We start from the raw sequence: 24,318 nt of genomic DNA on the forward strand, positions 1-24,318 counted from the left end.
GATGCCCCCGCCACCGCCCCGGCCCTGCCACCACAAGCGGCGGTCGCCGGCAGAACACCGTCCAGAGCAGGAAGACCTCCATGCTTGCCTTCGCATTGCGCCGGCTCTTCGTCTCGGTGCCGATTCTGATCGTTTCGACATTTGTCGTATTCGTAATGGTTTCTCTGTCGGCGAACCCCCTGAGCCCGCTGATCCAGAGAAGCCCGCCCCCGCCGCCGCGCACGATCGAACTGGAGCGCATCCGGCTGCACCTCGACCAGCCGATCCTGGAGCGCTACTGGCACTGGATCACCGGTGTGCTGAGCGGTGACTTCGGCCCGTCGGTGCAGTCGAACATGAACATCGGCCACGAGGTGATCAGCCGGTTCGGCGTGACCCTGCGGCTGATCGTGCTGGCCATGGTGGTCGCCCTGATCCTGGCGGTGATCATCGGCGTGGTCAGCGCCGCCCGCCAGTACTCCAAGTTCGACTACACGGCGACGTTCTTCGGCTTCCTGTTCCTTTCGATGCCCTCGTTCTGGTTCGCGATCGTGCTCAAGCAGATCGGCATCTCGATCAACACGAGCGTCGGCGACCAGATCTTCTACACCATCGGCTCCTCGTCGATCATCGTCACCGGCGGCGCCTGGGCCCATTTCACGGACATCGCCGGCCACCTCGTGCTGCCGACGATTTCGCTGGCCCTGACCAGTTACGCCGCCTGGAGCCGGTTCCAGCGCGCGTCGATGCTCGAAGTGCTCAACAGCGACTACGTCCGGCTCGCCCGGGCGAAGGGCCTGCCCCGCTGGACGGTGACCCGCAAGCACGCGCTGCGCAACGCGCTGATCCCGCTCACCACGGTGACCGCGCTCGACATCGGCTCCATCCTCGGTGGCGCCGTCGTGACCGAGACCGTGTTCCAGTGGCAGGGCGCCGGAACGTTCCTGCTCAACGCGATCCAGCAGAGCGACGTGTACGCGGTCGAAGCCTGGCTGCTCATCGCGGCGACGTTCATCATCCTGCTCAACCTCATCGCCGACCTGCTCTACGGCCTGCTCGACCCGAGGATCCGGTATGCCTGACAACTTCGGGGGCCAACCCCCCACCACGCTCGGCGGCTCCCGTTTCGCCCCGGACAACCCGGAGACCCCGGCCGGTGCGCCCGAGCGCGAGTTCACCGTCAAGGAACGCAGCCAGGCCCAGCTGGTCTTCCGGCGATTCCGCCAGCACCGCCTGGCGATGATCAGCCTGGTCGTGTTCGTGCTGATCATCCTGTTCGCCTACGTCGGCGCGCTGGTCTGGAAGTACGGCCCCGGCGAAATCACGGAGGACAACTCGGCGCCGCCGTCGGGCGCGCACCCGTTCGGCACCGACGCAGTCGGCCACGACACGCTGGCCCAGGTGATGCGCGGGACGCAGATCTCGCTGCAGATCTCGGTGCTGGTCGCCGTGTTCGCGACGATCGTCGGCACCGTATGGGGCGCTGTGGCCGGCTACTACCGCGGCTGGCTCGACACAGTCCTGATGCGTATCTCCGACCTAGTGCTCACCCTGCCGCTGCTCGCCGTCGCCGCCGTGCTGGCGCACCAGTCGGGCGGCAGCTGGTCGCTGATCGCCGTGGTCATCGCCGGGCTGTACTGGGCGTACGTCTCGCGTGTCGCCCGCGGTGTGGTGCTTTCCTTGCGGGAGAAGGAATTCGTCGAAGCGTCCAAGGCGCTCGGCGCCAGCGACGCGCGGATCATCTTCCGGCACCTGGTGCCCAACGCGCTCGGCTCGATCATCGTGAACCTGACGATCCTGGTGTCGATCGCGATCCTCCTGGAGACCGCGCTGTCGTTCCTGGGCTTCGGTGTCCAGGTGCCCGACACCTCGCTCGGCCTGCTGGTCAGCACCGCGCAGACGGCGGTCGACACCCGCCCGTGGCTGTTCTACTTCCCGGGCCTGTTCATCATCCTGATCGCGCTGACGATCAACTTCATCGGGGACGGCCTGCGGGACGCGTTCGACCCCCAGCAGACGAAGGTGCGCGCATGACCGAGTACGACTCCCAAACGGGGAGCGGCGATCCCGTCCTCGTGGTGGAGGACCTGACGGTCCAGTTCCCGACCGGCGAGGGCCTGGTCAAGGCCGTCCGCGGGGTGAACTACCAGTTGCGCCGCGGCGAGGTGCTGGGCATCGTCGGCGAGTCCGGTTCCGGCAAGTCCGTCACCTCGCTGGCCGTGATGGGGCTGCTGCCCCGCACCGCCCAGGTCACCGGCTCCATCCGCTTCGGTGGCGTGGAGCTGCTGAAGTCCAGCGAGAAAGAGCTGAACAAGGTCCGCGGCAAGGGCATCTCGATGGTCTTCCAGGACCCGATGACCTCGCTCAACCCGGTGTACACCGTGGGCGACCAGATCGCCGAGGCGATCACCGCGCACAACAACGTCCGGAAGGACGTGGCGCGCAAGCAGGCGGTCGAGCTGCTCGAGCTGGTGCGCATCCCGAACCCGGCGCAGCGCGCGAACGAGTACCCGCACCAGCTTTCGGGCGGTATGCGCCAGCGCGTGGTGATCGCGATCGCGATGGCCAACAACCCGGACGTGATCATCGCGGACGAGCCGACCACCGCCCTCGACGTCACTGTGCAGGCGCAGATCCTCGAAGCGCTGAAGGCGGCGCAGCAGGAGACGGGCGCGGCGATGGTGCTGATCACCCACGACCTCGGGGTGATCGCGGGCGCGGCCGACCGGGTGCACGTGATGTACGCGGGCAAGGTCGTGGAATCCGGCACCGTGGACGAGATCTTCTACACGCCGCGGATGCCGTACACACTGGGCCTGCTGGGCAGCCTGCCCCGCCTCGACGTGAAGACCGACCGGCTCACCCCGATCACCGGCTCGCCGCCCGCGACCACGAACATGCCGCCGGGCTGCCCGTTCAGCCCGCGCTGCCCGCTGTCGCAGCCGATCTGCGACGAGGAGGAGCCGCAACTGGTCGCCGGCCCCGGCGGCCAGCACGCGGCCTGCCACTTCACCGACCAGGTGGTGGGCCGGGATCCGGCCGAGCTGTTCAGCGCCACCTCGGCCGACACGGCGGCCGTACCGGTCGTCGTCGAGGCCACCGCGAGCGACACGGAGACGAACTCATGAGCGAGGCAACGGCGGCCCGGACGCCCGTCCTGTCCGCGAAGAACCTGGTCAAGCACTTCCCCATCCGCGGCGGGGGGATCCTGCGCCGCACCTCTGGTGCGGTGCAGGCGGTGTCGGACGTGTCGTTCGACATCTACGACCACGAAACCTTGGCGCTGGTCGGCGAATCCGGTTGCGGCAAGTCGACCACCGCGCGCGTGGCGCTGGCCCTGCAGCCGCTCACCTCGGGCGAGGTGACGTACGAGGGCCGCAGTCTGGGCAAGATGCACAACCGCGAGCTGCAACGGCTGCGGCGCAGCATGCAGATCGTGTTCCAGGACCCGTACGCGTCGGTGGACCCGCGGCTGCCGGTGAACGAGATCATCGCCGAGCCGCTGCGCATCCACGGCATGTACAACGACGGCGGCCGCCAGCAGGTCCGTGACCTGATGAAGACCGTGGGCCTGCGCCCGGAGCACGGCAACCGCTTCCCGCACGAGTTCTCCGGCGGCCAGCGCCAGCGCATCGGCATCGCCCGCGCGCTCGCGCTGAAGCCCAAGGTGCTGGTGCTGGACGAGCCGGTGTCCGCATTGGACGTGTCCATTCAGGCCGGTGTGCTGAACCTGCTGAAGGACCTGCAGGCGGAGTTCGGGCTGTCCTACCTGTTCGTGTCGCACGACCTCTCGGTGGTCCGGCACGTGGCGGACCGCATCGCGGTGATGTACCTCGGCAAGATCGTGGAGACCGCGGCGGCCGAGGACCTGTTCCTGCACCCGACGCACCCGTACACGCAGGCCCTGATCTCGGCGATCCCGGTGCCGGACCCGCGCAAGGAGCGGACCCGCCAGCGCATCGTGATCACCGGCGACGTGCCGAGCCCGGCGAACCCGCCGTCCGGCTGCCGGTTCCGCACCCGCTGCCCCAAGTACGCCAACGAAATCGACGACGCGGGCCGCAAGAAGTGCTCCACGGAGGAGCCCGCCCTCATCGACCGCGGCCAGGGCCACCCGACGGCCTGCCACTTCGCTGAGAGCTTGCAGCTGATCTGAGTTCTGTTGCCTGTGAAGGCCTTCTTCCCCGCTTTGGACGCGGGGAAGAAGGCCTTCACTGCGTTGGGAGCTAGTTGCTGCCGCGAGTCCAGTTCACCGCGGAGCCGAACGGCCCGCCCATCGGCGGTCCCGGGGTAAGGCCGGAGACGCCCTTGCCGACGGCGAGGGTGTCGGCTTCCTGGAAGAGCGGGATCGCCACGTTGGCGGCCCACAGGGCGGGCTCGAGCGTCTTCAGGGCCTCGGCGGTGGTGGTGGAGCCGGTGAGGGCGGAGTCGATCGTGGCCTGGAGGCTTTCGTCGCACAGGCCGGCGGCGTTGGCGGGGACCACCGGCTTGGTCTTGTCCGCCGTGGCCTGTTCCGGGGCGCAGCCGAAGTTCGACGCGAGCACCGACGCCGGGTCGCCGCCCACGGCCTGCGGGACGACAGCGATGTCGACGCCGACGTTGCCGTTCGCGTCCGGGCCGGCCTGCTGCTGGCCGTTCACCACGGGCATCGCCAGCAGCGAGGAGAACAGGTCGCGCGGCTGGGGCGTGACGGCGGTGATCTGGACCCCGCCCGCGATCAGCTCGGCCGACAGCTCCTTGACGATCGAGGCGTACGGCTCGGCCTGCCCCGGCGACGCGATGACCAGAGACAGCGTTTTGGTGCCCTTGCGCCAGACTCCTGCGTCCTTGGTATAACCCGCGGCCTTGAAGTGTTGCTCGGCCTTCGCCGTGTCCGGTGCGGCGGGCGGGCCGGCCGGGATGGTGGCCGCGTAACCCTTGTCCGCCGGCGGCATCACCTGCGCGTCGGCCTTCATCGCCGCCGACGGGCCGCCCTTGGCGCCCGCGGCGATCAGCTTCGAGCGGTCGATCAGCGCCGCCACCCCGGCCCTCAGCTCGGAGCTGGACAGCGTCGCACTCACCGGCCGCAGCAGCACGCTCGCCTCGACCGGCCGCGCCAGCGTGTGCAGCTGCACCGCCGGCCCGAGGTCGTTCAGCAGCTGGAGCCCGGCGGAATCGGTGCGGGTGACGGAAAACTGGTCGTTGCCGCTGCGCAGCGCCGTCGCGATGCCGGACGGGTCGGAGCGGCGCAGCACCAGTGTGTCGACGGCCGCGGGCTTCTCCCAATAGCGGTCGTTGCGCTGGAGGATCACCTCGCCGCGCGCGGTGTCGATGCTCTTGATCGCGAACGGCCCCGCCACCGCCGGGAAGCTGGACGCGAGCGCGGTCGGCCAGCCGCCCGGCGCGTCCTTGAGCAGGTGCTGCGGCAGCAGGTTGTCGAACAGCGTCTGCCAGGCCGGGTACGGCTTGGTGAAGGTGACCTCGACGCCCTTGCCGCCGTCGCGCTGGTCGATGTTGGAGATCAGCCGGTAGCCCGCGGGCTCGATCACGCCGGGCTGGGACTTCATCGCGTTGTACAGGTAGATGAAGTCCTCGGTGGCGATCGGCGCGCCGTCGGACCAGGAGGCGTCCGGCCGGATCTCGTACTTCACCGTGAACGGCATCTGGGAGACGACCTCGGCCGAGGTCATCAGCGTCTTGTCCAGCGTGCGGGTGCCGTCGTCGGCGGTGCGGAACACCGAGGGCAGCAGCAGCTGCGAGAGCGCGGTCGTGACCGTGGAGGAGTCCGCCAGGTTGTGCGGGTTGTAGCCGCCGACCACGTCGTCGACCCCGACCACGATCTGCGACGGAGTGGGCAGCGCTGGCGTGCTGGTCGACGCGGCGGGCGAGGACACCACCGGCGGCGGCGGGGTGTTCGAACACGCGGCGAGCAGCACGCCCGCGAGCGCCAGCACCGGCGCCGCCTTGCGTCCCATCCGCACGCTCTCGTCCCTCCGCCTTCTGCTGCCCGAGCCCGATATGCTGCCATGCCGGGCCATCCCCCGGCACCGAGATTCCCACATCCGGCACGGCCTCGTGACACCGGAGTGGATACCGCCATCCGGTGGACGGGTGAGCGGGGTCCGGGGTTCCCTCAGCCGGGACCCGAACCGGGCCGGGAGTGGGCAGCGGCACAGCCCGAATCGGATACAGCCGCCCGGGCCTCCCTATTAGGGTCCGGTCAGTGAACAACCGCGTCCTGGTGCTGGCCGTCGTGCTGCTTTCGACGGTGACCTTCCCGCTGACGATCACCGGGGCTTCGATCGCGCTGCCGGACATCCGCGCGCGCCTGGGCGCCGGCATCTCGGCGACGCAGTGGGTGGTGAACGGCTACAACGCCGCGTTCGCCGGATTCCTCGTGGTCACCGGCTCGCTCGCCGACATCCTCGGCCGGCGGCGGGTGTTCGCGGCCGGGGTGGCGCTGTTCTGCGCGGCCAACGCCGTCAGCGTGCTGGCCGGCGGGATCGTCACGCTGAACGTCGTGCGCGCGCTGGGCGGGATCGGCGCCGCGGCCGCGGTGGCCGGCGGCGGGGCTGTGCTGGCCGGGACCTTCCCGGGGGCCTCGCGGGCCCGCGCGTTCGGGCTGCTGGGCACGACGCTCGGCGCCGGGCTGGCGTTCGGCCCGACGGTCGGCGGACTGCTGGTGGACGCGCTGGGCTGGCGCGCGGTGTTCGGCCTGCCCGCGGTCGTGTCGGCCTTGGTGCTCGCCTGTGTGCCGCTGCTGCCCCGCAGCACACCCACGCCAGGGCGGCGCCTCGACGTGCCCGGCGCGGCCGTCTTCACCGGGGCGTTGCTGCTGCTCATTTTCGCGCTGGTCGAGGCGCCCGAACTGGGCTTCGGCAGCTGGGTGATCCTCGCGTCGTTCGGGCTGGTGGTGGTGCTCGCGGCGGTGTTCCCGGCCGTCGAGAGGCGCAGCGCGGACCCGATGTTCGACCTGGCCGTGCTCGCGAACCGCCGGTTCCTGGCGCTGTCCGTGGCCGCCGGGTCGATCGTGTTCGTGCTGATCCCGCTGCTGGTGTACCTGCCGTCGTACCTGATCTCCGTGGTCGGGCTGGGCCCGGGCGCGGCGGGCGCGTGGCTGCTGCTGCTCACCGGCCCGGCCGTCCTGCTGCCGACGGCCGGTGCGGCGCTGGCCCGACGGCTGCCCGCGGTGGTGATGGTGGCCGGCTCAGTCGCGCTGACTGCCGCCGGCGCGTTCGGGCTGATCACCATCGGCCCGTCCAGCACGCCGTGGACGCTGCTCGTGCCACTGGCCCTCACCGGCGCCGGCATGGGTCTGTCCACCGGCCTGCTCGACGGCCTCGCGATCGGCAGCGTGCGGCCGGACCAGGCGGGCGTGGCCGCGGGCATGTTCAACGCCTCCCGCCTGGCCACGGAGACCATCGGCATCGCCGTGGTGGGCGCCGTGCTGGCCGCCCTCACCCACGACGCGCTGGCCGGCCCGGACTACACGACGGCGTTGCGCTGGGTCTGTTGTGGACTGGGCGTCTTCGCGACGCTGGCGACGGCCGGGGTCGCGGTCCTGCACCGGCACGGCAGTGCGGTCCCTGCCACATGAGAAAAAGCCGTCAAGGCCTCCTTATCTACGCTCAAGGTAGGCAAGGAGGCCTTGACGGCCGGTGAAACGTCAGCCCTGGTCGCGGCTCTTCGCGCGCGAACGCTCCTTCGCGCGGGTCGAGATCTCCAGCGTGACCTTGCGGACGCGGACGACCTCCGGCGCGACCTCGACGCACTCGTCGACCGAGCAGAACTCCAGCGCCTCCTCCAGGCCCATCTTGCGCGGGCGGGCCAGCGTCTCCATCACGTCGGCGGAGGACTGACGCATGTTGGTCAGCTTCTTCTCCTTGGTGATGTTGATGTCGAGGTCCTCGAAGCGCGGGTTCTCGCCCACGACCATGCCCTCGTACACCTCGGCGCCCGGCTCGACGAAGAAGGTGCCGCGGTCGGCCAGCTGGATCATCGCGTACGCGGTGACCGGGCCGGTGCGGTCGGCGACCAAGGAGCCGCTGTGGCGGGTGCGGATCTCGCCCGCCCACGGGAAGTAGCCCTCGAACACGTGGTTCGCGATGCCGGTGCCGCGGGTCTCGGTGAGGAAGTCGGTGCGGAAGCCGATCAGGCCGCGGGCCGGCAGCACGTAGTCGAGCTTGAGCCGGCCGGTGCCGTGCCCGCCCATGTGCTCCATCCGGCCCTTGCGCGCGGCCAGCAGCTGGGTGATCGCGCCGAGGTGCTCCTCCGGCGAGTCGATGGACAGGCGCTCGAACGGCTCGTGCACCTTGCCGTCGATGACCCGGGTGACCACCTGCGGCTTGCCGACGGTCAGCTCGAAGCCCTCGCGGCGCATCTGTTCGACCAGGATCGCCAGCGCCAGCTCGCCACGGCCCTGGACCTCCCAGGTGTCGGGGCGCTCGGTCGGGATCACGCGGATCGAGACGTTGCCGATCAGCTCCTGGTCGAGGCGGGCCTTGACCAGCCGCGCGGTGACCTTGTCGCCGCCGTTGCGCCCGGCCAGCGGCGAGGTGTTCACGCCGATGGTCATCGAGATGGCCGGCTGGTCGACGGTGATCCGGGGCAGCGCCACCGGGTTCTCCTGGTCGGCCAGGGTGTCGCCGATGGTGATGTCCGGGATGCCCGCGATGGCGACGAGCTCGCCCGCGCTGGCCTCGGTCGCCGGGACGCGGGTGAGCGCCTCGGTGACCAGCAGCTCGGAGATGCGCACGTTCTGCACCGTGCCGTCCTCGCGCATCCAGGCCACGGTCTGGCCCTTGCGCAGCTTGCCGGCGTGGATGCGGATCAGCGCGATGCGGCCGAGGAAGTTGGACGCGTCGAGGTTGGTGACCAGCGCCTGCAGCGGCGCGTCGAGGTCCGCGGCGGGCGGCGGCACGTGGCGCAGCAGAGTGTCGAACAGCGGGTCGAGGTTCTCGCTCTCGGGCACCTCGCCGTCGGCGGGCTGCTCCAGCGCGGCCTTGCCGGCGCGCGCGGAGGCGTAGACCACCGGGAGGTCGAGGATCGCGTCGTGGTCGGCGTCCTCGATGTCGCTGGCCAGCTCCAGGAGCAGGTCGTGGGTCTCCTCGACGACCTCGGAGATCCGGGCGTCCGGGCGGTCGGTCTTGTTGACCACCAGGATCACCGGCAGGCCGGCCTCGAGGGTCTTGCGCAGCACGAAGCGGGTCTGCGGGAGCGGGCCCTCGCTGGCGTCGACCAGCAGCACGACGCCGTCGACCATGGCCAGGCCGCGCTCGACCTCGCCGCCGAAGTCGGCGTGGCCGGGGGTGTCGATGACGTTGATGGTCACCTGGCCCTCGGGCGTCTGGCGGTGGATCGAGGTGTTCTTGGCCAGGATGGTGATGCCCTTTTCGCGTTCGAGCTCACCGGAGTCCATCACGCGGTCGACCATCTCGGCGCGTTCGGCGAAGGCGCCGGACTGCCGGAGCATGGCGTCGACCAGGGTCGTCTTGCCATGGTCGACGTGTGCGACGATGGCGACGTTGCGCAGGTCGGGCCGGGTCTTGCCGGACGCGCGGCCGGGTTCGACGGCGGTGGCGCTGGCTGCGGGCACGCGAAGACTCCTGAACTTCAAAGGCGGGTGGGCGGCCGCGTCGCGGGCGGAATCCGTGCGTGCGAGCACGTCCCCGAGCAGCATGGCCGGCTTTGGCCACACGCGGACCCCACAATCATACCTCCCGCCGAACTGTGAGTACCGCCACGCCCCTGGATCGGTTAGGCTCACCTAAGCTGGAAACCCGGACGTCACCGGCGACAAGGGAGCCTTCGTGGGCAAGAAACACCCCGCCGACCCACGGGCGGTCGTGCGCAAGCTGATGAAGGCCGGCAAGGTCAAGAAGAAGTGCTGCCGGTCGAAGCCGCGCTGCAAGAAATGCCCGGTGCTGGCGTTGAAAAAGGCCAAGAACGACCTGGTCAAGGCCGCCTGAGCCGGGTTCCGCGACGCGGCTCGGCCCGGTCTTCGCGAGCAGTGGCAGCGGTGACAGTGCGAGCCTGCTCACACCGTCGCGCGACCGGGCCTGGAAGTCAGTGCGGAACGGCCTCGTTGACCAGCCGCAGCTCCGGCGCCGTCTTCGTCGGGGAGAACTCGATCACCTCGTACTGCGCGAGGTGCTGCACCGAGAACGGGTCGGTCGCCAGGATCGCGTCGAGTTTCCCCCGGGCCATCGGGCGGGTGATGATCACGCCGCCGATCCGCGGGTTCCGGCGGCCCGAAGCGAGGAAGTGCCCCTGCTCGTACTGCTTCGCGAGCCACTGCGCGTGGTCCGGCAGCACGTAGTCGATCTCCTCGATGGGCGCGGTGTAGTTGAGCAGCACGACGAACATCCCCCGACGGTAGCCCCGGGGCCGCCCCACGGCATCCGGATGTGCCCTAGACTGTGACCCATGCTCGCGCCGAACAACCAGTGGTGGCCGCCCCTCGGCGGCCCCGAAGTTCTGCGCTGACATACCAGCGAAGGCCGCCCCGGTGGGCGGCCTTCTCGCTTTCTGCGGGTCTCCTCCCGGGGCACATCCAGGGAGAGGAAAGACCCATGGTCCAGCTGTCCGGCATCACCCCGTCCGGCCACACCCAGCTCGGCAACCACCTCGGCGCGATGCGCCGCTGGGCGTCCGACGGCGGGCCCGACGACCTGTACTTCGTCTCGGACCTGCACGCCATGACGACCCAGCACAACCCGGCCCGGCTCCGCTCGCTCGCGACTGAGCAGCTCGCGGTGCTGGTGGCCTCGGGCATCCCGCCGGAGCGCGTGTTCGTGCAGTCCGACATCGCGAAGGACCTGGGCGCGCTGACCTGGGTGCTCGAGTGCACCTGCGCGTACGGCGAGGCCGCGCGGATGATCCAGTTCAAGGAGAAATCGGCCCGCGGCGAGGTGGACGGCAAGCCCGGCGGCCAGGCCGGCGTCCGGCTCAGCCTGCTGACGTACCCGGTGCTGATGGCCGCCGACATCCTGTTGCAGGGCGCCGACGAGGTGCCCGTCGGCGAGGACCAGCGGCAGCACGTGGAGCTGGCGCGGACGCTGGCCAAGCGGTTCAACACCACGTACGGCGAAGTGTTCACCGTGCCGACGGCCGTGCTTCCCCTGACGGGCGCGCGGGTGAAGGACTTCGCCGACCCGACCCGGAAGATGTCGAAGTCCGCGCACGACTCGGCCGGGGTGGTGTTCGTGCTCGACGAGCCGGACCAGGTGCGCCGCAAGATCCGCCGCGCGCGCACCGACGGCGGTTCAGTGCCTGCGTATGCGCCGGAGACCCGGCCGGGGATCGCGAACCTGCTGGAGGTGCTCGCCGCGTGCACCGGCGGTGATCCGGCCGAGCTGGCCGACGAGTACGCGTCCTACGGCGTGCTCAAGGACGCGGTCGCCGACGCCGTGATCGAGGAGCTGCGGCCGATCCGGGAGCGCACGAAAGCGCTGCTCGGCGACGTCGCGGAGCTGGAACGGGTGCGCAAGGCCGGGGCCGCGCGGGCGGCGGACCGGGGCGCGCACCGCGTTTCGGCGGCGCTGCGGCTGATCGGCGCCGGCTGAAGAGCCGCGTCCAACCAGGGCCGTCCAACCAGGGGTGGCGCTTTCGCTTGTGCCGCAAGCGAAAGCGTCATCCCGGCACGCTTCAGACGAGCAGCGCGCGCAGGTCCGGGATCAAGCCGCGATCGGCGGGCAGCCAGTCGATGTCGTCGAGGTCTTCCGGCCCGACCCACTGCAGCGCGGTGTGCTCGACGGCGCGCGGCTCCTCCCCCGGCGAGATCAGCGCGGCGGTGTACACCCGCAGCACCTTGCCGCCCGGCAGCGGCACCTCGGCGCCGACGCGCTGCCCGATGGTGACGGTGACGTCCAGCTCCTCCTGGCACTCACGCGCCAGCGCGAACGCGTCGGTCTCACCCTCCTCGACGCGCCCACCGGGCAGTTCCCACTGCCCCGCGTGATGCGGCGGCCACGCCCGCTGCTGGGCAAGCAGCTTTCCGTCGCGCACCAGCGCGGCCCCGACGATGACCCCGTCCATCCGGACAGTCTCCCGCACCCACCCACCCGCCGAGTGCCCAGCCCTCACCCCTGCCCGTTGTGCTCTGAAGGCCACCATGAGAGACCTATATGCCCTCAAGGCCACCTTCAGAGCATCCGCAGGCAACCCCTGCCTAACGCGCCGCCCGCCAGGACACTTCGAACCGCGCACCGCCGTCCGGGGACTCTCCGACGCGGACGCGCCCGCCGCGCCGTCGCACGGCCTCGGCGACCATCGCCAGCCCCAGTCCGGTGCCGCCGGACGCGCGCGCCCGGTCGTCGGAAACGCGGTAGAAGCGGTCGAAGACCTTGGCCCGGTGCTCGGGCGCGATGCCCGGCCCGTCGTCGTCCACGACCACGCGCACGTGGCCGCGCGAGGCGAGCACCGAAACCACGATTTGCCCGGTGGCGTAACGGGAAGCGTTGCGCAGCAGGTTGTCCAGCACCAGCTCGACCTCCGAGTGCGCGGCCGAAGCCCAGGCCTGCGGAACGGCGGTGCTCACGCGCGTTTCCGGCGCCCCTGCGGGCAGCCGATCGACGGCCGCGCGGACTTCCGTCACCACTTCCACGGGCTCCGCGGGCGGCACCTCGCCGGCGTCCGAACGGGCCAGCGACAGCAGACCGTCCAAAAGGGACGAAAGCCGTTCGGCCTCGGTGAGGATGTCCGAAAGCGTCTCCTGAGCCAGCTCCGGATCCGGGTTGGTGACGGCGACCTCGGCCTGCACCCGGATCGACGCGACCGGCGAACGCAGCTCGTGCGCGGCGTCGCCGGTGAAGCGGCGTAACCGATCGCTCACCTCTTCCTGCCGGACGAGCAGCGCGTTGAACTCCTGTGCCAGCGCGCGCAGCTCGTCGTGCGACGTCGGCAGCGGCAGCCGCGAGCCCGGCGGCAACGCGCGCACCAGCCCGCGCATCCGCGCCACCGGCCGCAGCGCGAACCGCACCACCAGCCACGTCGCGAGCCCGGCCACCGCCGCGCCCACCAGCGCGACGACCACCAGCCAGACCCCGCCGTACTCCACCGCCGCGGCAAAGCCGACCAGCCCGGCGCCCGCGAGCACCAGCCGCTGCGCGCCGTCCGGCACGGTGACGACCTGGCCGCGCCAGCGCGAATCACCGGTCTGCACGGGCAATCCGGCCTTGAGCTGCATGACCTGCGTGGAGTCCAGCCGCGGCGCCGCGCGGCCGTCGAGGGAGCCGCCCGCGATGTCCAGCACCCGCACGGTGACCGGGTCGCGCGCGGTCAGCGGCTGCCCGGCCGAAACCTCCGCCGTCGCCGAGTTGAGCGCGGCCGTCAGCTCGTGGTCGACGGAGTCCACCAGCAGCGGCTCCAGCCGGTTCGCCGCCAGCGTGGCCAGCCCGAGCAGGCAGAACAGGGTGATCGTCGTGGCCAGCACCGTGATGCGCACCTGCAGCGAACGACCGCGCCACCAGGACAGCGAGCCGATCACAAAACCTCGTCCAGCTCAGCGTCCGAAGCCAGGTAGCCGTGCCCTCGGACGGTCCGCAGCAGCGAGCCCGCGCCCACCGCGTCGAGCTTGCGCCGCACGTAGCCGACGTAGACCTCCACCAGGTTCCGCGTCACGGCCTGCTCCTCACCCCACACCGCGCGCAGCAGCTCGTCCTTCGTCACCACCGTGCCGGCCCGGCCGACGAGCACCTCCAGCAGCGCGAACTCCCGCGGGCTGAGCGGCACCTCGGCGCCGTCCCAGCGCACCTGCCGCAACGCGCGGTCGACCTCCAGCGCACCGAGCTTCAACGCGCCGCGTGAGGCGTCCGGCCCGGCGCGCCGCAGCGTCGCGCGCACCTGCGCGACCAGCACGACGAAGGAGAACGGCTTCACCAGGTAGCCGTCCGCACCGAGGTCGAGGCCGTCGGCCTGGTCGACCTCGCCGTCCTTGGCCGAAACGAGCAGCACGGGGGTCACCACGTTCTCCGCGCGCAGCCGTTCCAGCACGCGGTAGCCGGACAGGCCGGGCAGCATGATGTCGAGCAGCACCACGTCGAACGTGCCGGTGCGCGCGAGCTGCAGCCCGGTCGGCCCGTCGGCGGCCGTGACCACGTCCATGCCCTCCGCGCGCAGCCCGCGCTGAAGCGCCTTGCGCACGCCGGGCTCGTCGTCCACCACCAGCACTCGAGGGTTCACGAGGCTCATCATGACCGGTTTGCGCTGCTCCTGCGCGAGCTCTCAGCGCGATCTCAGCCGCGACGGCCGAGCATTCAGGGGTATCTCAGCCTCGGGAGGGAAACCTCTGAGCCGGGAGCCGGGCACACTGGGGCTCGGAAACACAGGGAGAGACACCATGGATCCGAAGAAGAAAGCGATCACCGCCGCAGTAGTCGGCACCGCGCTCGGCGTCGGGGGGCTCGTGGTCGTGGCCATGCCCGCCTCGGCCGGAGCCGCGCCGAAACTGCCGGAGGTCAGCGCCGAAAACCTGGTCCAGTCCGTGATGACCGCGAAGCCGGGGGCCTTCGACGGCACGGTGAGCGTGAGCAACAACCTCGGCCTGCCGAACGTGGGGAACGCGATCCCGGGGGCGAGCGCGCTGAACGTCGACTCCGCGCACGTGTTCAGCGACGGTGCGGGCAAGTCGAAGGTCTCGCTCACGCAGGGCAGCTCGCAGGAGACGATCATCCACGACGGCACCACCGTCTGGGACTACAGCTCGCAGAAGAACACCGCCACCAAGACGACGATCCCGGCGGACATCGCCGCGAAGCCCGGTGCGGGCGCGGACGCGTCCAAGATGACGGACCCGGCCACGGCGGCCCCGCAGCTGCTCGCGAAGGTCCGCGAGACCAGCACCGTGTCGGTCGACGGCACGGCCACGGTGGCCAACCGCCCGGCGTACGAGCTGGTGCTGACCCCGAAGCCGACCGAGCGCACGCTGCTGCGCGAGATCCGCGTCGCGGTCGACTCGCAGACCCGGATGCCGCTGCGGGTTTCGGTGCTGAGCAACGGAACCACCACCCCGGCGCTGGAGCTGGCGTTCTCGGACATCGAGTTCACGCCGCAGGCGGCGAGCGAGTTCGCCTTCACCCCGCCGAAGGGCGCGAAGGTGACCGAGAAGACCGCCAAGGTCGATGACCAGACCAAGGCCGAGGCCCAGCAGGCCCAGCAGGCCACCAAGGTCGTCGGCGACGGCTGGGACACGGTGATCACGGGCAAGCTGCCGGCCGACGCGCTCGCGCCGAAGCAGTCGTCCGGCTCGGCCGGAGGCCGGGGCATGGACCCGCAGAAGCTGCTCAGCCGGGTCGCCAAGCGCGTCAGCGGCACCTGGGGCAGCGGCTACCTGTTCACCACCAAGGTGGGCGGCGCGGTGCTGACCGACGACGGCCGGTTCGCCGCCGGCGCGGTGCCGGAGCAGGTCCTGTACGAAGCGCTGGGCACCAAGTGACCAGCACGGTCGAGGCCGGGGCGGGCACCTCTCAGGAGGCGCCCGCCCCGGCGGTCCCGCTCGCCGCGCGGACGCGGGGCCTGCGCAAGGTCTACCGCGGCACGGTCGCGGTAGACCACGTCGACCTCGATGTGCCCGAAGGCGCGGTGCTCGGCATGCTCGGCCCGAACGGCTCGGGCAAGACCACCACGATCCGGATGCTGCTCGGGCTGGTGCGCCCCACCGAGGGCGAGGTGGAGCTGCTCGGCCGGCCGATGCCGGACGGCGCGGCGCACGCGCTGCCGGACGTCGGCGCGCTCGTCGAGGGGCCGGGCTTCCACCCGTTCCTTTCCGGGCGGGACAACCTGATCCGGTTCGCGGCAGCCGAGCCGCGGCTGACCTCGGCGGGCATCCCGGCCGCGGTCGACACGGCGCTGGAGCGCGTCGGCCTCACCGATGCCTCACGGCGCCGGTACAAGGGCTACTCGCTCGGCATGAAGCAGCGGCTGGGGCTCGCGGGGGCGCTGCTCGTGCCGCGGAAGATGGTCGTGCTCGACGAGCCCACGAACGGCCTCGACCCTGCTGGTACCAGGGAGATCCGCAGGATCGTGGCCGAGCTGCACGCCGACGGCGTCACGGTGCTCGTCTCTTCGCACCTGCTCGCCGAGGTCGAGGCGACATGCACGCACGTCGCGGTGCTCCAGTCCGGGAACGTCGTCGCGCAGGGGGAGCTGTCCGAGCTGCTGGAGTCGGGGAACGCGGCGCTGCTCGTGCGCACGCCCGACGCCGAGCTCGCGGTGGAAACGTTGCGGGACAACCGGATCGGGGCCCGGCTGACGCCGGACGGGGTCCGCGCGGACCTCACCGCGACGGCCGCGCCCCGGGTGCTGGAGGTGCTCGTGGGCGCGGGGGTCGCGGTCCACGAGGCCACCCGGGCGCGCACGGGCCTGGAGGACCTGTTCGCCCGGCTCACCGAAGGCGGCCCGGCGGCCGGTTCTTCCGTTCCAGCCGATTCCGAGGGGGACGCATGACCACGCAGGCAATCGCGCTTCCCGCGCCGCGACTGGGCCACGACACGGTGCCGTTGCCCAGGCTGGTCGCGGCCGAGCTGCGCTGGATCTTCCGGCGGCCGCGCACGCTGGCCGTGCTCGGGCTGCTGGCGCTGATCCCGATCGTGATCGGCGTCGGGCTCACGCTGGTGAACCAGTCCGACGTGAGCAGCGGCCCGGCCGACAGCGGCGCCGCGCTGGTGGGGGCGGCGGTCAACAACGCGCTGGTGCTGCCCATCGCCGCGATGGTGATGACGCTGACGCTGCTCCTGCCACTGGCCTCGGCCATGGCCGGCGCGGACGCCATCGCGGGCGAGGCGGCCCACGGCACGTTGCGCGGCTGGCTGATCGCCCCGGTCAGCCGGGGCCGGCTGCTGGCGGTCAAGGCCTTCGGCGTCGCGACCGTCTCGGTGGTGGCGGTGCTGGCCATGTGCGTGACCGGGGTGGTCACCGGGCTGATCATCAACGGCACCGGCGGGCTGTTCACCCTGTCCGGCACCACACTGTCCCTTGTGGACGCACTGGGCCGCATCCTGCTGGCGGCGGCCTGGATCGTGCTGCAGCTGTGGGCGGTGGGCGCGGTGGCGCTGGCCGTGTCCAGCTTCACCGAGCACCCGATGCTCGTGGTCGCCTCGGTGCTGGCCGGGAACATCGTGTTCACCATCCTCGGCTTCCTGACCTCACTGAACTGGCTGCACCCGTTCCTGCTCACGCAGAACTGGACGCTGGCCCCGGCCGAGGTGCTGCAGGATCCGATGTCGTCCACGATGCTGGGCGAAGGCGCCCTGCGCGCGGTCTGCTACATCGTGGTGGGCCTCTCGATCGCGTACGCCCGCCTCACCACGCGCGACGGCTGAGTATTCAACCGACGACGGCGATCCCGTCCGGGTCCAGAGTGAGCCGGACGGGATCGCCCGCGCGCAGATCCGCCGTCACCGGCGCGACGGCGTCCACAGTGGACTCGTTCACGGAGACCACCAGCCGCACGTGCTCACGGCGGTGGACGGCGGCCGTCACCTCGCCCTCGATGCCCGTTTCCGCTACACGCAACGCATGCGGCCTGAGTCCCAGCCGCACCGGGCCGTCCGGGACCGCGGCAAGCGTGACGTCGCCGAGCGGCGTCCGCACCACTCCACCTTCCGCGACGCCGTCGGCGAACGAGGTCACGCCCAGGAACCGCGCCACGCCGTCGTCCACCGGCTGCTGCCAGACGGACCGGACCGCGCCCTCCTGACGGATCTCCCCGGCGTCGAGCACCGCGACCCGGTCGGCGAGCGTGAACGCCTCCTCCTGGTCGTGCGTCACCAGCAGGGCAGTGATCTTGTTGCGCCGCAACAACTCCGCCAGGTCGATGGCGAGCTGCTCACGCAGGCCCGCGTCCAATCCGGACAGCGGCTCGTCCAGCAGGAGCAGCCGCGGCTCCGGCGCCAGCGCGCGGGCGAGCGCGACCCGCTGGGCCTGGCCGCCGGACAGCTCCGTCACGCGCCGTCGTTCGAAACCGGTGAGCCCGACGAGGTCCAGCAACGCCTTCACGCGCGCGGCGTGCTCGCGCCGTGGCACGCCGTGCATCCGCAGCCCGAACGCGATGTTGGCGGCGACGTCGCGGTGCGGGAAGAGCTGCCCGTCCTGGAACACCAGGCCGAAGCCACGCCGGTGCACCGGGACCGGCGCGAGGTCGGTGCCGTCCCAGCGCACCGAGCCCGAGGTCGACGGCTCCAGCCCGGTGATCGCGCGCAGCAGCGTGGATTTCCCCGAGCCGGACGGGCCGAGCAGCGCCAGCACCTCGCCGTCGGCGATGTCGAGGCGCGCGCCGCGCACCGCCGCGAACGATCCATAGTGGACAGTCAAGTCCCGTACCGAAAGCGCCACTAGAACTCCCCCACCGAGCCGTGCCCGCGGACCGAGCCGAAGCGGTCGATCAGCGCGACGGCCGCCACGGTCACCACCATCAGCAGCGCGCACGCGGCGTACGCCATCTGGTTGTTCAGCTCGCCCGGCCGCCCCATCAGCGTCGCGACGGCCACTGGCAGCGTCGGCGCGTCCGGGCGGGCGAGGAAGCTCGTCGCCCCGAACTCGCCCAGCGCCACGACAAAACCGAACCCCGCGGCCGCGACCAGCGAGCGGGCCGTGAGCGGGAAGTCGATCTCGCGCCAGACTCGCACCGGGCTCGCCCCCAGCGTCGACGCGGCTTGGCGCAGCCGGACGTCCACCGCGCGCAGCACCGGCAGCACCATCCGCACCACCAGCGGGATGATCACCAGCGCCTGCGCGAGCGGCACGAGCATCGGCGACGTCCGCAGGTCGCCGGGCAGCGCATCGAGCGTGATGAGGTAGCCGAAGCCCACCGTCACGGCGGAGACGCCCAGCGGCAGCATCAACGCCGCGTCCATCGTCTCGCCCATGCCGCGCGCGAGCCGGCCGGGCGCGCGGCGCAGCGCGACCAGCACCACGCTGGCCAGCACACCCACGGCCATCGCGAGCAGTGTGGCGTCGGTGGCCGCGGCCAGCGAGTTCTTCGCCGCCGTCCAGCCGGAGACCTGCAACGCGTCGTTCGCGCCGTTACCGGACAGCGCGCGGTACCCGGCGAGGCTCCAGCCGTTCTCGCCGGACACCGACTCGGCCAGCAGCGCGACGATCGGGGTCATCAGCAGCGCCAGCACGACGGCGGCGGCGCCGACCGTCCACCACTCGCCACCGCGCGGCCGGCGGGCCGTGACCAGCGCGGACCGCAGCCGGACGGCGTTCTCCCGGCGCCGCCGCGCCATAGCGCCGAGCGCCAGCGCCGCCAGCACGGCCGCGAACTGGATCAGCGACAGCGCGGCCGCGCCCGAGAGGTCCAGCAGGTCGACGGTGCGCAGGTAGATCTCGGTCTCGAGCGTGCGGTACTGGCCGCCGCCGAGGATCAGCACCACGCCGAAACTGGTGGCGCAGAACAGAAAAACCACCGCGGCCGCGGACGCGACGGCCGGTCCGAGTGCGGGCAGCGTCACCGTGCGGAACGCCCGCCACGGCGACGCTCCGAGCGCCCTGGCCGCCTCCGTCGCGCGCGGGTCGAGGTGCGACCACAGCCCGGCGACGGTCCGCGCGACCACCGCGACGTTGAAGAACGCGTTCGCCAGCACCAGCGGCAGCACGCCGCCGTCCGGCCAGATCGCGCGGAAGGCGAGGCCGACCACCACCGTCGGCAGCACGAAGGGCACCAGCACCAGCATGCGCGCGAGCCCGACGCCGGGCAGCCGCACGCGCGCGAGCAGGTACGCGACCGGCAGGCCGGCCAGCAGGGCGACCACCGTGGACGCCGCCGCGCTGGCCAGGGTGAACCCGGCGAGCCGCCACGTCTGCGGGTCGGCGAGCACGGTGTCGACGCCGCCCGCGGAGAAGCCGCGGCCGACGATCGCCACCACCGGCCAGGCGAAGAACACCGCCAGGAACGCCACGGGCAGCAGCCCGAGCAGCGCGAGCCCGGCCGTGCGGAGGGTGCGCGCCGGGGTCAGGCCCCCATGAGCGAGCGCCATGCACCGATCCACTTCTCGCGGCCGGCCTGTACCTGGTCGGCGGGCAGCGTGGCCGGATTCGAGGGCAGCGGCGCCACCTGCGCCCAGCCCGCGGGCAGGTCGACGCCCTGGCGCGCCGGGTAGACGTACATGTTCGCCGGCACCGTGGTCTGGAACTGCTGGGACAGCAGGAAGTCGACCACCTTCTGCGCCTGCGGCAGGTTCTTGCTGCCGGTCAGCACGCCCGCGTACTCGACCTGGCGGTAACAGGTGTCGAGCAGGGCCTTCGTGCGCGGCTTGCCGTCCGGACCCACCTCGGCGGCGGGCGAGGAGGCGTACGAGACGACGATCGGCCGCGGCCCCTTGCCCGAAGAGCCGGAGAAGTCCTTGGTGTAGGCCTCTTCCCAGCCGCTGTCGACCTTCAGGCCGTTCGCCTTGAGCTTGGTCCAGTAGCCCTGCCAGCCCTGCTCGCCGAACTTCGCGATGGTGCCCAGCAGGAACGCCAGCCCGGGCGACGCGGTGGCCGGGTCCTCGGCGACGGTCAGGTCCTTGTACTTCGGGTCGGCCAGGTCGTCGTAGGTCTTCGGCTCCGCGAGGCCCTTGCTGGTGAAGTAGCCGGAGTCGACGTTCACGCAGACGTCGCCGAGGTCCACGGCGGAGAGCCGGTGCTCGGGGTCCACGGAGTAGCGCTGCGGCCCGCGGTCCGCCTCGGGGCTGGTGTAGGGCTGGAAGACGCCCTCGCCGAGCGCCCGGGAGGCGAACGTCGAGTCGACGCCGTACGCGACGTCGCCGATCGGGTTCGCCTTCGTGAGCACCAGCTTGTTGGTCAGCTCGCCGGCGTCGCCGTATTTGACGACCTTCAGCTTGAGCCCGGACTGGCGCTGGAACGCGTCGAGCACGTCCTGGGGCGCGACGAACGAGTCGTGCGTGACGAGCGTGACCTCGGGGGTCTGCTGGGCGCCGCCGCCCGAGCCGCCGGACAACGAGCAGGCACTCGCCAGCACGGTGACCGTGGCCACCGCCAGCGCCGAGCGTGCGGTCCGCGGATTCATCTGCTGTCCTCCTGCACTGGCCGGCGGCAGGAGAACGAGCCTCCCTGCGCCGGCATGATCCGGATTCAGGTGCGAACGGTCGCGGGTCTACGGGCACCCGCCTCTCAGCCCGGCGTACCGGACTCCCGTGGCAACCGTGCAGCCTAGCCGAGACGGGATCACCATTGGGCACATGGCGAAAATCATGAACGACTCGCAGGCCGACGAGGCCCTCCGAAGCTTCACCGACTGGCACCGCTCGGACGTGACGATCATCCGCACAGCTGAGCTGGCGAGCTTCCCGCAGGCGATCGAGGCGGTAGACCGCGTCGCCGTCCTGGCGGAGGCCGCCGACCACCACCCGGACATCGACATCCGCTGGCGGACGCTCACTTTCCGCCTCAGCACCCACTCCGAAGGCGGCCTGACAGCGAAGGACTTCGCACTGGCCCGCCAGATCGATGAGGTCCTCGCAGCCCTCTGACCAGGTGTGATCTCCGATACCGCGGCAACACCTGGGCCCTTCTCGCGCGTCCTCCCTACGAGGTTTCATCAACGCAGGGAGGACCAGGGGATGACTCAGGCAATCGTGGTGGGAGCCGTCTCATTCGGCTTGATGGTCGCGGCCGCGGGCGGTGTGCTCTGGCACACCGTGCGTAACCGCCGTGATCTCAGCCACAGGCGGTAACACACTCCATGATCGATGCGCTAATCCAGCGGAATATCCGGCACTCGCCCCGCTAGGACACGTCATGAACAGCACTTCCGCCACCCTCTCCACCTCCCAGCGCGCCTGGGTCACGACCTTCGCCACGGCCGTCACCCTGCTGGCGGTCCTGGTGCTCGGCCTGATCGGCTGAGTCTCCGCGCAAGCTGAGCCGTGGGGCCGCTGACAGGGCCGGATTCGCGAAGATCGAATCCGGCACTCCAGAGGCCCCACGTGATCACCGATCGCGCCAGGCCTGACGTGTGCTGAGCGCACCGCTGAGACACGTCAGGGCTTGTCCGGGTGGTCCGCCACCCACGGCCCGAGGTGCTTGACGTAGTCCGCGGGCGGCGGCGGCAATGGCACCTGGGGCGGCCGCTCCGGCACCATCGACTTGGCCAGGTCCCCGCGCCTTCGCCGCGATGTCCTGCACCGCTTCGGGATGCCCCAGCCGGGCGTTGCCGACGATGAAAACACGCCGGCGACCGTCACGGACCGCGCTGACAACCCCGCCGTAACCCGGCTCCCCGGCGAACAGCAGCCGCCCGGCCGGCGCTTCGACGTCCTTCACCAGCCCCTGCATCTCGGCCACCTCGTGGCCGCTTCGCGGGTCGGTGAGCAGCAACGTGGTGCTCCGCTTTTCCCACGCCCGCCAGGGGATCAGCCCACCCAGCTGCTCGACGACCGGCACCCGCTGCCACCGCAGGTGCTTGTAGCCGAACTCCCGCCAGGGGTAATTCGCGAGCACGTTGACGATGCCGTCCTTGTTGTACGCCCGGTCCGGCAGATAGGACTTCCGCACCACCACGCTGTACTCGGCATTGAGCACGTTCGCCTCGACGAACCGCCGGGTCTCGGCATCGGCAAGCGCCGCACCGGGCCGGATGGGGACGTTGATCGTCATGGTCACCCGAGCACCTGCCCGATCCTGCCGCTCTCCCCGGCACCCGCCGGGGGCGGTTCGAAGGACACCGTTGCCGCCATCTGCACGATCATGCCGCGGAACTCCGGCCCGTGCGCCTCGAACGGCGTGGACAGCTCGATGGCGGCCAGCTTGCTCCCGTCGTCGGCCGGCACGTAGGCCTCCAGCTGGAACACCGGCGACGTCGCGTCCTCGGCGACCGGGGGCTGCCCCGGGAAGCCCGGCGTGGGCAACTGCCGCGTCCGCTCGACGAACAGCATCGGCCGGTCCGCCAGATCGAGAAGGTCCACCTGGCCGCGTTGTCCCGCGTCAGCACGGGCCTGGACGAGGTCGGCCAGCACCAGCCGCGGGTTACGCGTTCCCTCGAATTCCTGCAGCGACACCACCAGCGAGGAAGTGACGACGGAGCCGTCCGCCGGCGAGGTGTGGTGGCCGATGCCGCAGTACAGCGAGCCGGCCGCGCCCAGCTCCGACAGCAGCACCGACAGCGCGCCGGTGACCGCCGAGACGAGCGGGCTGGGCCCGCCGACGTCGGTCAGCACCGCCTCGGCTCGCTCCATCGCCGCGTCGACATCGTGCAGCGGCAAGGGAAAGTAGCCGGGCGGGACGGCAACCCACAGCGGGATTTCCTCGACGGGCGTGGTTGTCATGAGACCGCCTGGTGGATGTCGTTCTTGATGTTCGAGCCGATGCCCCGCGCCCGCCAGAGCACGTTCAGCCGGTCGACCGCACCGATGTCGCTGACGCCGTTGCTGAGGAGCTTGTCCACGAACGTCGCCCCTTCGCCCAGCTTGGCGAGCGCAGGCACCTTCGCCAAGCCCTTCACCAGCAGGCCCGGCGTGTGCGCGGCGGCAGACGCGAGATCGGCGATGCCCGCGGCGCCGGAAACCCCCTCCACCGCGGCCTCCCCGCCCTTGATCGCCTTGAATGCCGGGCCGACGCCGGGGATCACGCGTGGCCAGATTCGCGGTCTCACCGAATTGGGCGGGCGAGGTCAGCGGACTGGTAGGCCCCGGCCGCAGCGGGCGCTTTATCGGTAGGCCTGATGAACGCGGCGAGGACCTGGACGCCGCTGATCTTGCGGCCTACTGGATGCGGTGGCGCGGCTGGACGGTGAACCGGGACTAGACCGATTTCCTCGGCGAGGCAACCCCAGCACGTGTCCATCCCGAAAGATGCTCGGCGACTTCGCCGTAGTCGATCGCACCGGTCGCGACCGCGATCACCAACTCGTACGCGTCGTCTTCCGGAGCGTCCAGGTCGATGTCATTGAGGCCATAGAAGACAAAAGTCGCCATCCAGCCCAGCCGCTTGTTGCCGTCGATGAGGGGATGATTGCGCACAATCGACTCCAGGAGCACAGCCGCCTTCTCGTCAAGAGTCGGATAGGCGTCCTGCCCCATCAACGAGGACTGCGGCCGGTGCGCCGCCGCGTCGAGCAACCCGAGATCGCGAATCCGGGAAACACCCAGGTCTCCCGCGAGGGCCAGCAAGTCATCCAGGGTCAGGTATTCAAGGCTCACTGCGCCAGGCGATCAAGCAAAGAGGCATAGCGTGTGCGCCCCTCGTCCGACAGGGCACGAACCCGATCGTCGCGCACAGAACGGGCAGCGGCCTCGGTAATCGCCCGCACAACGGCCTCCTGCTTGCTCACGCCCCTGGCCTCGGCGAGCATGGTCAGCGCGCGTTCCTGCTCCTCGTTCAGCCTCAACGTCATCGCCATGAATCAGATGATACCACTTCGGT

Annotated in this window: 25 protein-coding genes and 1 riboswitch; of the genes, 11 read left to right on the forward strand and 14 right to left on the reverse strand. The window is 71.0% G+C overall.

The features are described 5' to 3' along the window. Window positions 1-80 precede the first annotated feature (80 nt). From OG371_RS07935 to OG371_RS07950, 4 genes are read left to right on the forward strand one after another with little or no spacing between them, the layout of a single operon-like run. Window positions 81-1,061 (forward strand): ABC transporter permease, encoded by a 981-nt coding sequence (locus tag OG371_RS07935; RefSeq protein ID WP_329067088.1) that lies wholly within the window; start codon window positions 81-83, stop codon window positions 1,059-1,061. Further along, window positions 1,054-2,013: an ABC transporter permease gene (locus OG371_RS07940; RefSeq protein WP_329067090.1), complete on the forward strand. Its 960-nt coding sequence runs from the start codon at window positions 1,054-1,056 to the stop codon at window positions 2,011-2,013. Before OG371_RS07935 ends, OG371_RS07940 begins: the two co-directional genes overlap by 8 nt. Beyond that, window positions 2,010-3,107, forward strand: a complete 1,098-nt coding sequence (locus OG371_RS07945; RefSeq protein WP_329067092.1) for an ABC transporter ATP-binding protein — start codon at window positions 2,010-2,012, stop codon at window positions 3,105-3,107. The genes OG371_RS07940 and OG371_RS07945 overlap by 4 nt, the downstream gene beginning before the upstream one ends. Beyond that, window positions 3,104-4,135, forward strand: coding sequence for an ABC transporter ATP-binding protein (locus tag OG371_RS07950; protein ID WP_329067094.1), 1,032 nt, complete (start codon window positions 3,104-3,106; stop codon window positions 4,133-4,135). The genes OG371_RS07945 and OG371_RS07950 overlap by 4 nt, the downstream gene beginning before the upstream one ends. A 70-nt stretch (window positions 4,136-4,205) precedes the next feature. On the opposite strand, the gene OG371_RS07955 is transcribed toward OG371_RS07950, so the two are convergent. Beyond that, window positions 4,206-5,933 (reverse strand): ABC transporter family substrate-binding protein, encoded by a 1,728-nt coding sequence (locus OG371_RS07955; protein ID WP_329072948.1) that lies wholly within the window; start codon window positions 5,931-5,933, stop codon window positions 4,206-4,208. Between the two features lie 248 nt (window positions 5,934-6,181). Between OG371_RS07955 and OG371_RS07960 the strand changes: the two genes are divergently transcribed. Next, entirely contained in the window at window positions 6,182-7,555 is a 1,374-nt protein-coding gene (locus OG371_RS07960; protein WP_329067096.1) for an MFS transporter, read from the forward strand. A gap of 69 nt (window positions 7,556-7,624) precedes the next feature. On the opposite strand, the gene typA is transcribed toward OG371_RS07960, so the two are convergent. After that, the gene (gene typA / locus OG371_RS07965) at window positions 7,625-9,553 is read right to left on the reverse strand and encodes a translational GTPase TypA (RefSeq protein ID WP_329067098.1); all 1,929 of its coding nucleotides are present in this window, start codon (window positions 9,551-9,553) and stop codon (window positions 7,625-7,627) included. A 214-nt stretch (window positions 9,554-9,767) separates the two neighbouring features. Here typA and OG371_RS07970 point away from each other — a divergent pair, with 214 nt between their 5' ends. Further along, a complete protein-coding gene (locus OG371_RS07970) occupies window positions 9,768-9,926 on the forward strand; it encodes a hypothetical protein (RefSeq protein ID WP_329067101.1) in 159 nt (52 codons plus the stop codon). A gap of 97 nt (window positions 9,927-10,023) precedes the next feature. On the opposite strand, the gene OG371_RS07975 is transcribed toward OG371_RS07970, so the two are convergent. Continuing rightward, window positions 10,024-10,323: a YciI family protein gene (locus tag OG371_RS07975; protein ID WP_329067103.1), complete on the reverse strand. Its 300-nt coding sequence runs from the start codon at window positions 10,321-10,323 to the stop codon at window positions 10,024-10,026. A 206-nt stretch (window positions 10,324-10,529) separates the two neighbouring features. Here OG371_RS07975 and trpS point away from each other — a divergent pair, with 206 nt between their 5' ends. Then, window positions 10,530-11,522, forward strand: coding sequence for a tryptophan--tRNA ligase (gene trpS / locus OG371_RS07980; RefSeq protein ID WP_329067105.1), 993 nt, complete (start codon window positions 10,530-10,532; stop codon window positions 11,520-11,522). Window positions 11,523-11,604: 82 nt separating this feature from the next. Here trpS and OG371_RS07985 read toward each other — a convergent pair whose 3' ends face one another. The 3 genes from OG371_RS07985 to OG371_RS07995 all read right to left on the reverse strand — a co-directional run bounded on the left by OG371_RS07985 (window position 11,605) and on the right by OG371_RS07995 (window position 14,151). Beyond that, the gene (locus OG371_RS07985) at window positions 11,605-11,994 is read right to left on the reverse strand and encodes a (deoxy)nucleoside triphosphate pyrophosphohydrolase (protein WP_329072950.1); all 390 of its coding nucleotides are present in this window, start codon (window positions 11,992-11,994) and stop codon (window positions 11,605-11,607) included. Window positions 11,995-12,127: 133 nt separating this feature from the next. Then, entirely contained in the window at window positions 12,128-13,444 is a 1,317-nt protein-coding gene (locus OG371_RS07990; RefSeq protein WP_329067107.1) for a HAMP domain-containing sensor histidine kinase, read from the reverse strand. Beyond that, a complete protein-coding gene (locus OG371_RS07995; protein ID WP_329067109.1) occupies window positions 13,441-14,151 on the reverse strand; it encodes a response regulator transcription factor in 711 nt (236 codons plus the stop codon). Before OG371_RS07995 ends, OG371_RS07990 begins: the two co-directional genes overlap by 4 nt. Window positions 14,152-14,296: 145 nt before the next feature. On the opposite strand from OG371_RS07995, the gene OG371_RS08000 reads away from it, so the two are divergent. From OG371_RS08000 to OG371_RS08010, 3 genes are read left to right on the forward strand one after another with little or no spacing between them, the layout of a single operon-like run. Beyond that, the gene (locus OG371_RS08000) at window positions 14,297-15,391 is read left to right on the forward strand and encodes a LolA family protein (RefSeq protein ID WP_329067111.1); all 1,095 of its coding nucleotides are present in this window, start codon (window positions 14,297-14,299) and stop codon (window positions 15,389-15,391) included. After that, window positions 15,388-16,401 (forward strand): ABC transporter ATP-binding protein, encoded by a 1,014-nt coding sequence (locus OG371_RS08005; RefSeq protein WP_329067113.1) that lies wholly within the window; start codon window positions 15,388-15,390, stop codon window positions 16,399-16,401. The genes OG371_RS08000 and OG371_RS08005 overlap by 4 nt, the downstream gene beginning before the upstream one ends. Then, window positions 16,398-17,276 (forward strand): ABC transporter permease, encoded by an 879-nt coding sequence (locus tag OG371_RS08010; protein WP_329067115.1) that lies wholly within the window; start codon window positions 16,398-16,400, stop codon window positions 17,274-17,276. The genes OG371_RS08005 and OG371_RS08010 overlap by 4 nt, the downstream gene beginning before the upstream one ends. 4 nt (window positions 17,277-17,280) lie before the next feature. Here OG371_RS08010 and OG371_RS08015 read toward each other — a convergent pair whose 3' ends face one another. Genes OG371_RS08015 through OG371_RS08025 form a run of 3 tightly spaced genes read right to left on the reverse strand, consistent with a single transcriptional unit; the run spans window position 17,281 to window position 20,965 of the window. Continuing rightward, window positions 17,281-18,288, reverse strand: coding sequence for an ABC transporter ATP-binding protein (locus OG371_RS08015; RefSeq protein WP_329067117.1), 1,008 nt, complete (start codon window positions 18,286-18,288; stop codon window positions 17,281-17,283). After that, a complete protein-coding gene (locus OG371_RS08020; RefSeq protein ID WP_329067118.1) occupies window positions 18,288-19,934 on the reverse strand; it encodes an ABC transporter permease in 1,647 nt (548 codons plus the stop codon). Before OG371_RS08020 ends, OG371_RS08015 begins: the two co-directional genes overlap by 1 nt. Further along, window positions 19,910-20,965, reverse strand: a complete 1,056-nt coding sequence (locus OG371_RS08025) for a thiamine ABC transporter substrate-binding protein (RefSeq protein ID WP_329067120.1) — start codon at window positions 20,963-20,965, stop codon at window positions 19,910-19,912. Before OG371_RS08025 ends, OG371_RS08020 begins: the two co-directional genes overlap by 25 nt. 24 nt (window positions 20,966-20,989) lie before the next feature. Then, window positions 20,990-21,104, reverse strand: a riboswitch (TPP riboswitch). 33 nt (window positions 21,105-21,137) lie between these two features. Here OG371_RS08025 and OG371_RS08030 point away from each other — a divergent pair. Beyond that, a complete protein-coding gene (locus tag OG371_RS08030) occupies window positions 21,138-21,428 on the forward strand; it encodes a 4a-hydroxytetrahydrobiopterin dehydratase (protein ID WP_329067123.1) in 291 nt (96 codons plus the stop codon). 460 nt (window positions 21,429-21,888) lie between these two features. On the opposite strand, the gene OG371_RS08035 is transcribed toward OG371_RS08030, so the two are convergent. The 5 genes from OG371_RS08035 to OG371_RS08055 form a co-directional block, all read right to left on the reverse strand. Then, complete coding sequence (locus OG371_RS08035) at window positions 21,889-22,560, reverse strand: hypothetical protein (protein WP_329067126.1); 672 nt, start codon at window positions 22,558-22,560, stop codon at window positions 21,889-21,891. Then, on the reverse strand, window positions 22,557-23,222 hold the full coding sequence (locus OG371_RS08040) for a hypothetical protein (RefSeq protein ID WP_329067128.1): 666 nt from the start codon (window positions 23,220-23,222) through the stop codon (window positions 22,557-22,559). The genes OG371_RS08035 and OG371_RS08040 overlap by 4 nt, the downstream gene beginning before the upstream one ends. After that, window positions 23,219-23,524 carry a hypothetical protein gene (locus OG371_RS08045; RefSeq protein ID WP_329067130.1) on the reverse strand — a complete coding sequence of 102 codons (306 nt, stop codon included), beginning with the start codon at window positions 23,522-23,524 and terminating at the stop codon, window positions 23,219-23,221. The genes OG371_RS08040 and OG371_RS08045 overlap by 4 nt, the downstream gene beginning before the upstream one ends. Before the next feature lie 172 nt (window positions 23,525-23,696). Then, entirely contained in the window at window positions 23,697-24,095 is a 399-nt protein-coding gene (locus OG371_RS08050; RefSeq protein ID WP_329067132.1) for a type II toxin-antitoxin system death-on-curing family toxin, read from the reverse strand. Continuing rightward, window positions 24,092-24,295 (reverse strand): CopG family transcriptional regulator, encoded by a 204-nt coding sequence (locus tag OG371_RS08055; RefSeq protein ID WP_329067133.1) that lies wholly within the window; start codon window positions 24,293-24,295, stop codon window positions 24,092-24,094. Before OG371_RS08055 ends, OG371_RS08050 begins: the two co-directional genes overlap by 4 nt. Window positions 24,296-24,318: the final 23 nt, after the last annotated feature.

It is taken from the genome of Amycolatopsis sp. NBC_01480 (assembly GCF_036227205.1).
Taxonomy (GTDB): domain Bacteria; phylum Actinomycetota; class Actinomycetes; order Mycobacteriales; family Pseudonocardiaceae; genus Amycolatopsis.

Coding starts and splice junctions, on each gene's coding strand:
- OG371_RS08055 (WP_329067133.1), bottom strand. CDS start 24,295: ATGGCGATGACGTTGAGGCTGAACGAGGAGCAGGAACGCGCGCTGACC.
- OG371_RS08030 (WP_329067123.1), top strand. CDS start 21,138: ATGGCGAAAATCATGAACGACTCGCAGGCCGACGAGGCCCTCCGAAGC.
- OG371_RS07995 (WP_329067109.1), bottom strand. CDS start 14,151: ATGATGAGCCTCGTGAACCCTCGAGTGCTGGTGGTGGACGACGAGCCC.
- OG371_RS08040 (WP_329067128.1), bottom strand. CDS start 23,222: ATGACAACCACGCCCGTCGAGGAAATCCCGCTGTGGGTTGCCGTCCCG.
- OG371_RS08020 (WP_329067118.1), bottom strand. CDS start 19,934: ATGGCGCTCGCTCATGGGGGCCTGACCCCGGCGCGCACCCTCCGCACG.
- OG371_RS08000 (WP_329067111.1), top strand. CDS start 14,297: ATGGATCCGAAGAAGAAAGCGATCACCGCCGCAGTAGTCGGCACCGCG.
- OG371_RS07935 (WP_329067088.1), top strand. CDS start 81: ATGCTTGCCTTCGCATTGCGCCGGCTCTTCGTCTCGGTGCCGATTCTG.
- OG371_RS07950 (WP_329067094.1), top strand. CDS start 3,104: ATGAGCGAGGCAACGGCGGCCCGGACGCCCGTCCTGTCCGCGAAGAAC.
- OG371_RS07985 (WP_329072950.1), bottom strand. CDS start 11,994: ATGGACGGGGTCATCGTCGGGGCCGCGCTGGTGCGCGACGGAAAGCTG.
- OG371_RS08010 (WP_329067115.1), top strand. CDS start 16,398: ATGACCACGCAGGCAATCGCGCTTCCCGCGCCGCGACTGGGCCACGAC.
- trpS (WP_329067105.1), top strand. CDS start 10,530: ATGGTCCAGCTGTCCGGCATCACCCCGTCCGGCCACACCCAGCTCGGC.
- OG371_RS07940 (WP_329067090.1), top strand. CDS start 1,054: ATGCCTGACAACTTCGGGGGCCAACCCCCCACCACGCTCGGCGGCTCC.
- OG371_RS07975 (WP_329067103.1), bottom strand. CDS start 10,323: ATGTTCGTCGTGCTGCTCAACTACACCGCGCCCATCGAGGAGATCGAC.
- OG371_RS07955 (WP_329072948.1), bottom strand. CDS start 5,933: ATGGGACGCAAGGCGGCGCCGGTGCTGGCGCTCGCGGGCGTGCTGCTC.
- OG371_RS08025 (WP_329067120.1), bottom strand. CDS start 20,965: ATGAATCCGCGGACCGCACGCTCGGCGCTGGCGGTGGCCACGGTCACC.
- OG371_RS07945 (WP_329067092.1), top strand. CDS start 2,010: ATGACCGAGTACGACTCCCAAACGGGGAGCGGCGATCCCGTCCTCGTG.